The organism is Nonomuraea sp. NPDC051191 (assembly GCF_044455665.1).
In the GTDB taxonomy this organism is placed as follows: Bacteria; Actinomycetota; Actinomycetes; order Streptosporangiales; family Streptosporangiaceae; genus Nonomuraea.
Genome location: NZ_JBITEZ010000022.1, coordinates 148,661 through 162,767, shown reverse-complemented (window position 1 = coordinate 162,767; position 14,107 = coordinate 148,661). Strand labels below are relative to the sequence as shown.

Here is a 14,107-nt window from a genome sequence, read left to right as displayed (position 1 = left end):
AGATCTACTCCTGCTGGGGCGGCGACAACCAGAAATGGCGCCTCAACTCCGACGGCACCATCACCGGCGTCCAGTCCGGGCTCTGCCTCGACGCCATCGGCGCAGGCACCGGCAACGGCACCGGGCTCCAGCTCTACACCTGCTCGGGCGGCACCAACCAGAAGTGGACCTACAACCCCGCCACCGCGTGAGCCGCACCGCCGGTCGCTCCGGCGCCCGGTGACCCGGACCGGCTCCAGTCGCTGACCGCACCGCCGCTGCGCCCCTCCCCTCGATGCAAGGCTCGGGGGGAGGGTGAGCCGCACCCAGGCCGCCCGAGCGGCGCATGTTCTTCTCCCCGCGCGCATGCCAGGCGCGTCAGCCGGTTCGGAGGGGGCGCAGAAGAGCCGGGAGCATGAAACTTTCATCCGCACGAGTAGTCCAGAGCGATCCCCGCGCGGGCAAAACTCCAGACGGGAACGCGTTCTGGCGGAAACGCCCGGCCGGCGGCGAGCGGCGCTTGTTGACGCCGGACCCGACCGTCCGATGTACTCCGCGACAACTCCTCAACACAAGCGGGCGAGCAGCTTGCGAAGGTCAATGTTAGCGCTAACACTCGGAGTGGCGTATCTCCGCCTGCGACCACCTCCAGGAAGGCTGCATCCACTGCGTACGTGACCTGCCACAGCCCTTCACCCCCCGATCCCCAAGGAGCTCCGCATGTCCTTGAGCCGTCGTCAGCTCTTCCAGGCCACGGGCGCGACCGCCGCGCTCACGGTCGTCGGCCAGGCAGCCGGCGCATCACCCGCCCTGGCCGCACTCCCCCAGGCCAGACCCGACATCGGCGTCTCGGCCTACGAGTTCGACCTCGGCCAGGTCCGGCTGACCTCCGGACGCCTGCTGGACAACCAGAACCGCGCTCTCGCCTACTTACGCTACGTCGACGTCGACCGGCTGCTCTACGTCTTCCGGGCCAACCACCGGCTGTCGACCGGCGGCGCGGCGGCCAACGGCGGCTGGGACGCGCCCGGCTTCCCGTTCCGATCACACGTTCAGGGCCACTTCCTGACGGCCTGGGCGCAGGCCTACGCCGTGCTCGGCGACACCACCTGCCGGGACAAGGCCACGTACATGGTGGCCGAGCTGGCCAGATGCCAGGCCAACAACGGCGCCGCCGGATTCACCGCCGGCTATCTGTCCGGCTTCCCCGAATCGGACATCACGGCACTGGAGAACCGCACCCTGAGCAACGGCAACGTGCCCTACTACTGCCTCCACAAGACCCTGGCCGGACTGCTGGACGTCTGGCGGCAGCTCGGCGACACCCAGGCCAGGACCGTGCTGCTGGCCCTTGCCGGATGGGTGGACGCCCGTACCTCGCGGCTCACCTCCAGCCAGACACAGGCCATGCTGGGCACCGAGTTCGGCGGCATGAACGCCGTGCTGACGGACCTGTACCAGGCGACCGGCGACTCCCGCTGGCTGGCCACGGCCCAGCGGTTCGACCACGCGGCCGCCTTCAACCCGCTCGCCGCCGGCCAGGACCAGCTCAACGGCCTGCACGCCAACACCCAGGTGCCCAAGTGGATCGGAGCGGCCCGCGAGTACAAGGCGACGGGAGTCACCCGGTACCGCGACATCGCCGCCAACGCCTGGTCCATCACGGTCGGCGCGCACACGTACGTGAACGGCTCCAACAGCCAGGCCGAGCACTTCCGCGCCCCCGGCGCGATCGCCTCCTACCTGACCAGGGACACCGGCGAGGCGTGCAACACCTACAACATGCTCAAGCTGACCCGGGAGCTGTGGCTGCTGTCCCCGAACCGGGCCGACTACTTCGACTACTACGAGAACGCCCTGCTCAACCACCTGATCGGCCAGCAGAACCCGGCGGACGCACATGGGCACGTCACGTACTTCACCCCGCTCAACCCCGGCGGACGGCGAGGCGTCGGCCCGGCCTGGGGCGGCGGCACCTGGAGCACGGACTACGGCTCGTTCTGGTGCTGTCAGGGCACCGGGATCGAGACCAACACCAAGCTGACCGACTCGATCTATTTCCACAACGGCACCACTCTGTACGTGAACCTGTTCGTGCCCTCCACCCTCGACTGGAGCGCGCGCGGCATCACGATCACCCAGACCACCTCCTACCCGGCCGGCGAGACCACGTCGCTGCAGGTCACCGGGAACGCGAGCGGATCGTGGACGATGCGCGTCCGCATCCCGGCCTGGACCCAGGGCGCGACGATCAGCGTCAACGGGGTCCAGCAGAACATCGCGACCACGCCGGGCAGCTACGCCGATCTCACCCGGACGTGGTCGTCCGGCGACACCGTCACCGTGCGCCTGCCCATGCGGGTGATCATGAAGGCCGCCGATGACAACCCCGGCGTGCAGGCCGTCACCTACGGTCCGGTCGTGTTGTCGGGCGACTACGGCGACACCGGCCTGTCGTCGGCCCCGGCCCTGAACCCCTCATCGATCACCCGGACCAGCACCTCCTCCCTGACCTTCACGGCCACGGCGGACGGCGCGCCGGTGCGGCTCGGGCCGTTCCACGAGGCGTACGACCACAACTACGTCGTCTACTGGAACACCCAGGGCGCCACCGCCACGGCGAGCTTCCGGCTGGTCAACGCGGCCAGCGGGCTGGTTCTCGGCATCCAGAACATGTCCACCGCCGACGGCGGCCCGGCCCTCCAGTGGACCGACAACGGCACCGCCGACCACGACTGGGTCCCGGTCGCGGACGGCAACGCCCTGCGGTTCCGCAACGTGCACAGCGGCAAGGTGCTCGGCGTCGAGAACATGTCGGCCGCCGACAACGCCCGGGTGCTCCAGTGGGGCGACACCGGCACCGCCGACCACCGCTGGACGGTCACCGACGTCGGCGACGGCTCGGTCAAGATCCGCAACGTCAACAGCTCGAAGCTGCTCGGCGTCCAGAACGGCTCGACCGCCAACGGCGCCCAGGTGGTCCAGGTGCCCGACGACGGCAGCCCGGACAACCAGTGGCGGTTCGTGCCGAACGGCGCGCGACGCCTCCAGAACGTGGGCACCGGGATGGTGCTCGGCGTCACCGGCATGTCCACGGCCGACGGCGCGCTCGTCGTCCAGTGGGGCGACACCGGCACCGCCGACCACCTGTGGACCGCGATCGTCGACACCGGCGGCCACCTGCGGCTGCGCAACTCCAACAGCCAGAAGGTGCTCGGCGTGGAGAACATGGGCACCGCCGCCGGGTCGCGTGTCGTGCAGTGGACGGACAACGGCACCGCCGACCATCGCTGGCGGCTGCGCCACTGGGCGGGTGCCGCCTTCCGCGTGCAGTGCGCCAACGGCGGCCGGGTCCTCGGTGTGACGGGCACCTCCCAGGGCGCGCAGGTCGTGCTCGCGGACGACGACGGCTCGAACGACAATCTCTGGAGGTTCATGTGAGGCGCGTCCTCGCGGCCCTGTCGGCCCTGCTTGTCGTGGCCGTGGCACTCACCGCTCAGGAGGCGTCGGCCGCGACGGTCGACACCGGCATCTGGTACGTCCTGGTCAACCGCAACAGCGGCAAGGCCCTGGACGTCTACAACCTGTCCACCGCCGACGGCGGCCGCATCACCCAATGGACCAGGAACAACCAGAACCAGCAGCAATGGCAGTTCGTCGACTCCGGCGGCGGCTACTACCGGATCAAGTCCCGCCACTCCGGCAAAGTCCTGGACGTCTACAACTTCTCCACCGCCAACGGCGGCGCCATCGTCCAATGGGCCGACCTCAACGGCAACAACCAGCAATGGCGGCTGACCGACAGCTCCGACGGCTACGTGCGATTCATCTCCCGCCACAGCAACAAGGCCCTGGAGGTCCAGGGCGCCTCCACCGCCGACGGCGCCAACATCGTCCAGTACGACGACTGGGGCGGCGCCAACCAGCAATGGCAACTCGTCCCGGTCACCGGCGACGGCGGCTACGCCAACCCGGTCGTCTGGCAGGACTTCGCCGACGGCGACATCATCCGCGTCGGCGACGCCTACTACTACTCGGCCTCGACCATGCACTACTCGCCCGGCGCGCCGATCCTGCGCTCCTACAACCTGGTCGACTGGGAGTACGCCGGACATTCGGTGCCGCGACTCGACTTCGGCTCCGGCGCCTACGACCTCAACGGCGGCCGGGCGTACGTCAAGGGAATCTGGGCCTCGACCCTGAACTACCGGCCCAGCAACAGCACCTACTACTGGATGGGCTGCGTCGAGTTCAACCGGACCTACGTCTACACCGCCTCCGCCGTGGACGGCGCGTGGACCAAGCGCTCACAGATCAACAACTGCTACTACGACGCCGGCCTGCTGATCGACTCCGACGACACCATGTACGTCGCCTACGGCAACAGCACCATCAGCGTGGCCCAGCTCTCGGCCGACGGCCTCAGCCAGGTGCGCAGCCAGCAGGTGTTCCAGACGCCGAGCAACATCGGCACCCTGGAAGGCTCCCGCTTCTACAAGCGCAACGGCTACTACTACATCTGGCTGACCCGCCCCGCCAACGGCCAGTACGTCCTGCGCTCCACCTCGCCGTGGGGCCCGTACGAGATGCGCCAGGTCCTGCTCGACCTGCCCGGCCCCATCTCCGGCGGCGGCGTCCCGCACCAGGGCGGGCTCGTCCAGACCCAGAACGGTGACTGGTACTACATGGCGTTCGTCGACGCCTACCCCGGCGGACGCGTCCCGGCGCTCGCACCGATCACCTGGACCGGCGACTGGCCGAACGTGCAGACCGTCAACGGAGGCTGGGGAGCCACCTACCCCAAGCCGAACATCCAGACCAGCCGCACCGTGGCGTCCATGACCGGCCCGGACACCTTCACCTCGGCCGCGCTCGGCCCTCGCTGGGAGTGGAACCACAACCCCGACACCGGCCGCTTCTCCACCGGCACCGGCCTGCGCCTGCAGACCGCGACCGTCACAGGCGACCTCTACAACGCGCGCAACACACTGACCCACCGCATCCAGGGCCCGTCCTCCACGGCGACGATCGAGCTCGACTACTCCCAGATGGCCAACGGCGACCGCTCGGGGCTGGCGATGCTGCGCGACCAGTCGGCCTGGATCGGCGTCAAACGCGACAACGGCGTCAACCGGGTCGTGATGACCAACGGCCTGACCATGAACGGCTCTTGGCAGACCACCGGCACCGGTACCGAGGCGGCGAGCGCGAACATCTCGGGCGGCCGGATCTGGCTACGGGTCAACGCCGACATCCGGCCCGGCTCCGGCAGGTCGGCCCGCTTCTCCTACAGCACCGACGGCAGCACCTTCACCAGCCTCGGCCCGGCCTTCACGTTGAACAACGCCTGGCAGTTCTTCATGGGCTACCGCTTCGGGATCTTCAACTACGCCACCCAGTCCCTCGGCGGCGCGATCACCGTACGCCGCTTCGACCTCACCACCCCCTGACCGAAAGGCGCAAACGTGAGACTCCGATTCCTGACCGTCCTGGCGACGGTGGCCACCTTGCTGGTGAGCCTGTTCATCGCCACACAGCCCGCCGACGCGGCCACCGTCGACACCAACGCCTGGTACGTCCTGGTCAACCGCAACAGCGGCAAGGCCCTGGACGTCTACAACCTGTCCACCGCCGACGGCGGCCGCATCACCCAATGGACCAGGAACAACCAGAACCAGCAGCAATGGCAGTTCGTCGACTCCGGCGGCGGCTACTACCGGATCAAGTCCCGCCACTCCGGCAAGGTCCTGGACGTCTACAACTTCTCCACCGCCAACGGCGGCGCCATCGTCCAATGGGCCGACCTCAACGGCAACAACCAGCAATGGCGGCTGACCGACAGCTCCGACGGCTACGTGCGATTCATCTCCCGCCACAGCAACAAGGCCCTGGAGGTCCAGGGCGCCTCCACCGCCGACGGCGCCAACATCGTCCAGTACGACGACTGGGGCGGCGCCAACCAGCAATGGCAGCTCGTCAAGGTCGACGGCGGCACCCAGAACCCGGGATGCGACCTTCCGTCGTCGTACCGCTGGAGCTCGACCGGCGCGCTGGCGACCCCGAAGTCCGGCTGGGTCTCGCTCAAGGACTTCACCGTCGCCCCCTACAACGGCAGGCATCTCGTCTACGCCACCACCCACGACACCGGGACGAAATGGGGCTCGATGAACTTCAGCCCCTTCACCAACTGGTCCGACATGGCCTCGGCCGGTCAGAACGCCATGTCCTCGGGCACCGTCGCGCCCACGCTGTTCTATTTCGCCCCGAAGAACATCTGGGTGCTCGCCTACCAGTGGGGCGGAACCGCCTTCTCCTACCGCACCTCCAGCGACCCCGCCAACCCCAACGGCTGGTCAGCCCAGCAGACGCTGTTCTCCGGCAGCATCTCCGGCTCCGGCACCGGCCCCATCGACCAGACCGTCATCGGTGACGACACGAACATGTACCTGTTCTTCGCCGGCGACAACGGCAAGATCTACCGGGCCACCATGCCCATCGGGAACTTCCCCGGCAGCTTCGGCACCACCTCGACCGTGATCATGAGCGACACCACGAACAACCTGTTCGAAGCCGTCCAGGTCTACAAGCTCCAGGGCCAGAACCGCTACCTCATGCTCGTCGAGGCGATCGGCGCGCAGGGCCGCTACTTCCGCTCCTTCACCGCCACCAGCCTGAACGGCACATGGACACCACAGGCCGCCACCGAGGGCAACCCCTTCGCCGGCAAGGCCAACAGCGGCGCCACCTGGACCAACGACATCAGCCACGGCGAACTGATCCGCACGAGCGCCGACCAGACCTTCACCGTGGACCCCTGCAACCTCCAACTCCTCTACCAGGGACGCAGCCCCAGCTCCGGCGGCGACTACGGCCTCCTGCCCTACCGACCGGGTCTGCTCACACTCCAGCGCTGAGCCTGCTGAGCGCGGGTTGATCGTCCCGCGGACATCGAGACGGCCTTGAGCGATCACACCCGGTGCCGACCCACCGGTGATCGCTCAAGGCCGTGACAGACGTCGTCGCACGCCTGGCGCAACCAGATCTGGCGGCACCGGGACCGCTCGTTCGCCGAGTGGTAGTCGTCCCTGGAGCCGCCCGTCGCCGCCCTGTGCTGGCACAGGCACGTGGCGGACGATGTCGTGCTCACCGCACACGGCCTCGTTGCGCAGCGACTCCACCAGCGGACGGGCGATGCTCACCAGCCCCACCCACAGGCTCGACAGCCGGGAGGATGATCACGCAACCATGCGAAACCGCAGGTGGAAGCTCTGAAGATTTCGCGCGCCCCCCTCCGAGGCACCACGTCCTGCGCGGCGGTGGCGCCATCCTGTCCGCCCTCGCCGGGAACCGATTCGTCAGAGGCTCAGGAGGCACGTAGCTTGGCGTCGGCCGCGTCCGTACGGGCCCGGCTGCCCCAGAACCACTCCAGGTGGGCGGTCCGCCGCTGCTCCGTCAGCCACTCCTCGAACAGGTGCCGCTCGATGAGCCCGCGGCGGATCTCGTCGAGCACCGCCGGCTCCGTCGCCAGCACGTACGCGACGCAGAGCCCGCCGTCCGGGAGCCGCCCGGGCCCGAGCACGTCACCGGCGGCGGCCTTCTCGACCTCGGGGCCGAAGAGCCCGATCAGCGAGCTCCGGTCGTTCGCCTCCATTCGGCACGTGGCCGCGCCCGCCAGCACCTCCTCCGTGGCCAGCGCGACCGGGTCGGCCTTACCACCCCGCAGCATCGCGGCGGCGGTCGCGGCGCGGGCTGCGTCGACGTACCGCAGCCTGACCACGCGCAGCCCTGGCGTTTCCCACAGGCCCGATCGGGCCGCGGCCGGCCGCCCAAGGTGTCCCTGGACAAGATCGTGGCTGCGGCCATGGCGCTGGCGGACCGGGAAGGACTGGCCGCCATGACCATGGACCGGCTCGCCGCATCCCTCGGCGTCGGCACGATGACGCTCTACACCCACGTGCCCGGCAAGGCCGAACTGGTCGACCTGATGGTGGACTCCGCCTGGCAGGAACTCGACCTGACTCGATCAGGCTCCTGGCGGGACCGGATCGAGCACTACGCGAAGCAGAACACGGCCTTGCACGAACGCCACCCGTGGCTTCGCATGGTGTCGACCGTACGACCACCCCTGGGTCCCGGCCTGCTCGCCAGGGCCGACTTCCTCCTGGCCGCTCTGTCCATGACCGGGCTGTCCGCCACCGAGAGGTCCGCGGCGAGCGACTCCGTCGTCACCTTCGTCGACGCCGCGACCGCCACCCTTGCCGAACACACCCATGCCGAGCGGCTCAGCGGCCTGTCCGACGACGACTGGTGGGCCGCCCGTCAGGAGTTCTGGGAGACCATCTTCGACCCGGCGCGCTACCCGGCGATCGAACAGACCTGGCAGAACGGCGGCCTCGACCGCAGCGCGGCCGAGGCCGCGGTGCGCGCGTTCGACCTCGGCCTGCGTGCCCTGCTCGACGGAATCGCCGCGACGGCCCAGCGGAATCGCCGATCGACCGGCTGATCTCCACAGGGACCTCGATCGGCTAGCTAGCCCTGTCCGGCGACAGTCGCGCGGAGGGTCTCGATCCACCAGTCGAGCAGACGATCCCGGGCGGTGTCGTCCAGCCCGACGCTCCGGCGGAACTCGTCGCCGAACAGCGGCTCCGTCGCGACCGCTTGGTGCAGGGCACACACAGTCAGCTGGATCGCCTCGCGTGACGGCGGCGTTCGCCCGGTGGCCGCGCACTGCCGCCGAGCCTGGGCGTGCAGCCGGTCCACCACCTCGTCCAGCATTCCGCTACCGGCGTCCCGCCAGCCGGAACGGTGCAGCGCGAGCGCCAGTTCGGCGTAACCGCCCGCGTACAGCGCGGCCAACGTGCGCACCAGCTCGGCGGGATCGATCGGGGCGTCGGCCCACGTGTCGAGCACGATGTGCAGTTCGGCCTTCAGTTTGGCCCCGCCGAACCGCAGCAGCGACTCCAGCAGTCGTTCCCGCGTGCCGAAGTGGTGGTTGACCGCGGCGTCGGACACACCGACCTCCGCCGCGACGGCGCGCACCTGCACGGCGGCAGGGCCGCCCGCGGCGAGCAACCTGCTCGCCGCTTCGAGGATCAGCCGCTTGGCGTCCTCGGGCCGGCGTCGTACTCGGGGGGGCATGCGCCCACCTTACCTTGACCGGTCAAGGCAGCGTCGCTTACCTTGGTCGCTCAAGGTAAGGAAGGTGGCGCGTGCGGGGACACTTAGCGATTCCGGCGATGACCGAGCTGGCGACGGCACTGGGTGTCACGATCGACGATCCGGCGCCGCCCCGCGAGATCCACTTCTCCCGTGCGGGCTGCCGGTTGCACGGATTCGACTGGGGTGGAACCGGATCCCCGGTGCTCCTGTTGCACGGTGGCGCGTTGACCGCGCACACGTGGGACTTCGTCTGCCTCGGCCTGCGCGGCGCTGCCCGGCTGATCGCGCTGGATCTGCGAGGTCACGGCGAGAGCGGCTGGTCCGGTGACTACCGCGTCGGCACCCTCGCGGCCGACGTCGTCGCCGCGGCCGATCACCTCGGCTTCGACCGGGTCCGGCTGGTCGGCATGTCTCTGGGCGGCGTCATCGCGGCCCACGTCGCCGACCGGCATCCCGCTCGGGTGGAGCGGCTGGTGCTCGTCGATGTCGCGCCCGGCGTGGACTTCGACAGCACCTGGCGGGTGCGGTTGTTCATCAGCGGGCTCGGTCCGGTGCGGGATCTGGAGACGGTGGTGGAGGCCGCGATGCGGGTCAATCCACGCGCCGACCGGGCCAGTGTCACCTACCGCATGAGCACGCTGTTCCGCCGTGCACCCGGCGGCGGCTGGGTGCCGAAGAGCGATCCGCGGCCTCCGGACTTCCCCGCCATCCTGGCGGCCATCGATCGGCTGCCCGATCAGCTGAGCAGGACGCCGGTGCTGCTCGTGCGCGGCGGACGCAGCAGGGTGCTCCCCCAGGCCGCCGCCGAACGCCTGGCCGCGCGCCTCCCGGACGGCGAGCTCGTGGTCGTGCCGGACGCCGGGCACAACGTCCAGGAGGACAATCCGGCAGCACTGATTACCGCGTTACGTGCCTTCCTGACACGCTGACCGCGACAACGCCGGATCAGCAACTACGGCCGTGACCGGCTGCGAACCGCAGAACCCTGCTGGAGACCCGGCGAGTCCCTTACCGCCGGACCGCGAAAGGAGAACCAGCGCATGTCCGCACGAACGTTCGAGCTCACCACGATCCCCTCGGTGAAGGTCGGGATGCTCATCCGCCGCCCCGCCCGCGAGGTGTTCCAGGCCATCGTGGACCCCGCCATCACGAGCATGATCTGGTACACCAAGAGCAGCGGGATGATGACCCCCGGCGCCGAGCTGACCTGGGAATGGGAGATGTACGGGGCGTCGACTCAAGCCTCGGTCGAAGAGGTGGACGAAAACAGTCGGATCCGCTTCACCTGGGGCAACTACGCGCCCGACGCCCCCACCACAGTCGAGTTCCGTTTCATCCCCATGCCCGACGACACCACCTACGTCCACGTCACCGAAACCGGGTTCACCGGCACCGGCGACGAACTCGTCCACCACGTAACCGACTCCACCGGCGGCTTCACGTTCCTGATCAGTGCACTCAAGGCGCTGCTGGAGCACGACATCGTTCTCGGCCTCGTCGCCGACGCCGACCCGAGCGGCCTGTCGGCCTGAAAGAACTGGCATCATCGCAGCATCTTCTGTCCTGTCCGTTCATGTGTTGCAGGGAGCCAGATGGATCAGCTGGTGGAGGACGATCCGCGCACGCTGGGGCCGTACGAACTCGTCGCCCGGCTCGGCGAGGGCGGCCAGGGCGTCGTCTATCTGGGACGCGACCTCTCCGGCCGGCAGGTGGCCGTCAAGCTGCTGCACAACGGCCTGCTGACCGATCCCGGCGCGCGCGACGGGTTCCTGCGCGAGGTGGAGCTCGCCCGGCGGGTGGCCAGGTTCTCCACCGCGCCCGTGCTCAACGCCGACCTGGCGGGCCGGCGGCCCTACATTGTCAGCGAGTACGTGCCCGGCCCCTCGCTGCGTGACCTGGTCGCCACCGAGGGACCACGGCAGGGGGCCGCGCTGGAGCGGCTGGCGATCAGCACCGCCGCCGCGCTGGCCGCCATCCACCGGGCCGGGGTGCTCCACCGCGACTTCAAGCCGGCCAACATCCTCATGGGGCCCGAGGGCCCGGTCGTGATCGACTTCGGTATCGCCCGGGCTCTGGACGCGCCAGGCAACACCTCGACGGGCCCGCTGATGGGCACGCCGTCCTATCTGGCGCCCGAGCAGATCGGCGGCGGGCAGGTGACGGCCGCGGCCGACGTCTTCGCCTGGGCCGTGACCATGGTGTTCGCGGCTTCGGGGCGACCCGCGTTCGGCGCCGACTCCACGCCCGCCGTGATCAACCGCATCCTGAACGAGCAGCCGGCCGTCTCCGGGCTGGACGGCGTCCTGCTCCGGCTCGTCACCGCCGGCCTGTCGAAGGACCCGGCCGCGCGGCCGAGCGCCGACGACCTGGTCACCGGGCTGACCTCGCGCGAGTTCGTACCGGGACCGGCCGCCGGGTCTCCCCCGCCGCCGGAGCGTCAGGCCGGTCGGGGGCGGCGGCGCGCGCTGCTGGCGACGGCCGTCGCCACGGCGGCGCTGCTCGTCACGGGCGGCGTGCTGATCACCGCGGACACCCTGCCCCCACCGCCCCCGGCCACGATCGGCACGGCCTCTCCCCCGTCGTCCGGCACCGCCACCGCCCAGGCTCCGGCCGCGGCCACCGCCTCGCCGCAGGAGGTCAAGAGCACTGCGCGGGGGACGTCGTCCCCACCGGCCAGGCAGCGGGCCCGCCCCAGGAGCTCGCCCCCCGCCACCCGGCCGACCAGGACGGGCGACACGGTGAGCAGCCGCATCGACGACGGCTCAGTACCCCACCCGACACCCGCCCGGCACACGGAGAACCCGCCGGAGCCCACGCGCGAGCCGTCGCAGCAGCCCACCCAGGCGCCCGCCCAGCCGCAGCCGCCGTCCCCGATGGAGAACCCGTTCACCTGCATCCCGTCGATGTGCTGAGGCGTGGCCCGCGTCAGTCGTCCCGGGGGATCTTCGAGACTCGTGGTCGGCGTGGAAGAGCACCTCCTGCACCCGACGGTCGTCCCTGCGGGTGCACATCTGGCCGACCAGGGGCAGTGTGGGGGCCCGGCAGCGATGGAGCAGAATTCACGCTGTCGGCGCTGACCCGCGGGAACTCCTCGAGAAACACGATCACGGGACGGCGGGGTCCGGCGTGGCGCTGGACGACATCGCGCGCCGCGCAGGAGTAGGCAACCCTCTATCGCCATTTCCCCACGCGCGGCGACCTGCTCGTCGCCGTCTTCACCGAGGAGGTGGCCGAGCGCGGCGGTCGTGGGTGATCGACGAGGCCTCCGGCAGTTGGTTCAAACGACGAAGAAGAGCCAAATACCGGAGACCTCGATGGCCGGCGTAGCGGTGACGAGGCGGCACGACCTCACCGACGAGCAGTGGGCAGCGCTGGAGCCGCTGTTACCCGCCGCTCCGGGACGTGGTCGTCCGCCGAAATGGAGCAGAGGGCAGCCGGGATGGCCGTCTGCGGAAGGAACCGCCCGGTGGGACGGGGAGCGAACCCTAGTCGGGCAGGCGGTCCAGGAGCCAGGTGGCGGCCTCTTCCGTGATCTCGGTGTGGCCGCGGTTGTCGCCGGCGCACAGGAAGTCGTCGAAGTCGCTCTCGTCCGGGGACAGCGCGTCGATGTCGGTGTACAGCTCGGCGTCGGTGATGTCGCGGACGGAGACGGCGCTGATGGACGGGACGAAACAGTGCCCGGCGATCGCATTGTCGACGTCCAGGCCGAGGCCGGTGGCTTCGGCGATGGCGTTGAGCGCGTCGGCGAGGATCTTGAACCCGGTCAGGATGCCGCCGGGCGCGCCGTCGACGCACGGAACGCCCGGCGCCTGGACCTCGATGACGTCGGGCGTCAGCAGGCGAAGCAGGCCGGCCAGGGTCTCCGGTGCCTTGGGCTGCGTGCGCAGGTCGGTGCCGGTGATGAGGTCGCCGGTGCCCAGCAGCGCGCTCTCCCCGGCGCCGGTGCCGTTGCCCGCGCCGTTGCCCGCGCCGTCGGCGACGGCGAGCAGGCGCGGCATACGCGGCCAGCCGCCGACGGATTCCAGTTCGCGCAGGAACTGGGTGCGCAGCGGGTCGACGCCGGGCACGCCGTCGGTGCCGGGCAGGTGCCAGGCCAGCAGCTGGCGGGCGGCCGGGCTGTTGAACAGGTCGGAGAAGCGCGAGTCGTAGGCGTTGATGTGGTGCGCGAACGCCTGGAGCGAGATCGGCACGTAGGCGCCGCGGTGCGGGGTGTCCCAGGAGAAGTACACGCCGACCTGGTGGTCGATGCGCTGCGTCTCCATCCGGGCCAGGGCGTAGCGGGTGACCAGACCTCCCATGCTGAACCCACCGGCCAGCAGGCGGCTGCCACCGACCCGCTCGGCGGCGGCGCGGTGGATCGCCGCGGTGGCGGTCTGCGCGTTGTCGAGGATGGAGGCGCCGCGGTCGTCGAAGCCGATGACGACGACGTCGCGGCCGCGCCGGCGCAGCTCGCTGATCAGCGGGAAGGCGCGCCGCTCCAGGCCGTCGTAGAGCTCGTCGATGTCGCTGGCCCCGGATCCGAAGCCGTCGGCCAGGAGCACCGGCCGGGTCAGGGCCTGGTTGCGTTCGCCGTAGTACACCCATGCGGTCCCGCCGGGCAGCTGCCAGCGGTCGCTCCACTCCGCGGCGGGTGGAGCGGTGGTGGTGGCGCCCGCCCTGGAGCTGGCGCTGGAGGACAGGACGACCGGCGGCGCGGCGCTCAGAGCGCTCGCGATCTGCTTTTTGTTGATCACCCCAGAGTTATCACCATTAGTGGTCGTACGGACACCTAAAGCTATGATCTCGGTCGGCTCCTCGTTTGGTCCGCATGAGACCGCAGCAGCGAGTCCACCGGCCGGCCGAGAACACCCGCGCGCGTGGGATCGCACGCAGCGGCTTGTGCTCGGTCAGGACGTCTTCCAGGTGAGGGTGATGCGCCAGAGTCGCCCAGTGTGGGCGCGGAGGTCGTGCCCCTCCACGCGCTTGGGCC

General features: G+C 69.9%; 11 protein-coding genes. 8 read left to right on the top strand and 3 right to left on the bottom strand.

Features of this window, described 5'->3' with window-relative positions:
• The 4 genes from ACIA8R_RS45535 to ACIA8R_RS45520 all read left to right on the top strand — a co-directional run.
• The coding region (locus tag ACIA8R_RS45535; RefSeq protein ID WP_397044038.1) for a ricin-type beta-trefoil lectin domain protein at nt 1-191 on the top strand (191 nt) is incomplete at its 5' end.
• 508 nt (nt 192-699) lie between these two features.
• On the top strand, nt 700-3,420 hold the full coding sequence (locus tag ACIA8R_RS45530) for a beta-L-arabinofuranosidase domain-containing protein (RefSeq protein ID WP_397044036.1): 2,721 nt from the start codon (nt 700-702) through the stop codon (nt 3,418-3,420).
• Nucleotides 3,417-5,429, top strand: a complete 2,013-nt coding sequence (locus ACIA8R_RS45525) for an RICIN domain-containing protein (RefSeq protein WP_397044034.1) — start codon at nt 3,417-3,419, stop codon at nt 5,427-5,429. The genes ACIA8R_RS45530 and ACIA8R_RS45525 overlap by 4 nt, the downstream gene beginning before the upstream one ends.
• A 15-nt stretch (nt 5,430-5,444) precedes the next feature.
• Nucleotides 5,445-6,893: a non-reducing end alpha-L-arabinofuranosidase family hydrolase gene (locus ACIA8R_RS45520; protein ID WP_397044032.1), complete on the top strand. Its 1,449-nt coding sequence runs from the start codon at nt 5,445-5,447 to the stop codon at nt 6,891-6,893.
• 449 nt (nt 6,894-7,342) lie between these two features.
• Here the strand turns inward: ACIA8R_RS45520 and ACIA8R_RS45515 are convergent, their stop codons facing one another.
• Nucleotides 7,343-7,756: a hypothetical protein gene (locus tag ACIA8R_RS45515; RefSeq protein WP_397044030.1), complete on the bottom strand. Its 414-nt coding sequence runs from the start codon at nt 7,754-7,756 to the stop codon at nt 7,343-7,345.
• A 72-nt stretch (nt 7,757-7,828) separates the two neighbouring features.
• Between ACIA8R_RS45515 and ACIA8R_RS45510 the strand changes: the two genes are divergently transcribed.
• A complete protein-coding gene (locus ACIA8R_RS45510) occupies nt 7,829-8,482 on the top strand; it encodes a TetR/AcrR family transcriptional regulator (protein ID WP_397044028.1) in 654 nt (217 codons plus the stop codon).
• A 26-nt stretch (nt 8,483-8,508) separates the two neighbouring features.
• Here the strand turns inward: ACIA8R_RS45510 and ACIA8R_RS45505 are convergent, their stop codons facing one another.
• Nucleotides 8,509-9,117, bottom strand: coding sequence for a TetR/AcrR family transcriptional regulator (locus ACIA8R_RS45505; RefSeq protein ID WP_357710595.1), 609 nt, complete (start codon nt 9,115-9,117; stop codon nt 8,509-8,511).
• Between the two features lie 98 nt (nt 9,118-9,215).
• On the opposite strand from ACIA8R_RS45505, the gene ACIA8R_RS45500 reads away from it, so the two are divergent.
• From ACIA8R_RS45500 to ACIA8R_RS45490, 3 genes are all read left to right on the top strand, one after another.
• Nucleotides 9,216-10,067 (top strand): alpha/beta hydrolase, encoded by an 852-nt coding sequence (locus ACIA8R_RS45500; protein WP_364100751.1) that lies wholly within the window; start codon nt 9,216-9,218, stop codon nt 10,065-10,067.
• Between the two features lie 111 nt (nt 10,068-10,178).
• Nucleotides 10,179-10,670: an SRPBCC family protein gene (locus tag ACIA8R_RS45495; RefSeq protein WP_397044025.1), complete on the top strand. Its 492-nt coding sequence runs from the start codon at nt 10,179-10,181 to the stop codon at nt 10,668-10,670.
• A 60-nt stretch (nt 10,671-10,730) separates the two neighbouring features.
• On the top strand, nt 10,731-12,050 hold the full coding sequence (locus ACIA8R_RS45490) for a serine/threonine-protein kinase (RefSeq protein ID WP_397044023.1): 1,320 nt from the start codon (nt 10,731-10,733) through the stop codon (nt 12,048-12,050).
• Nucleotides 12,051-12,623: 573 nt separating this feature from the next.
• Here the strand turns inward: ACIA8R_RS45490 and ACIA8R_RS45485 are convergent.
• Nucleotides 12,624-13,871 (bottom strand): esterase/lipase family protein, encoded by a 1,248-nt coding sequence (locus tag ACIA8R_RS45485; RefSeq protein WP_397044022.1) that lies wholly within the window; start codon nt 13,869-13,871, stop codon nt 12,624-12,626.
• Between the last annotated feature and the right edge of the window lie 236 nt (nt 13,872-14,107).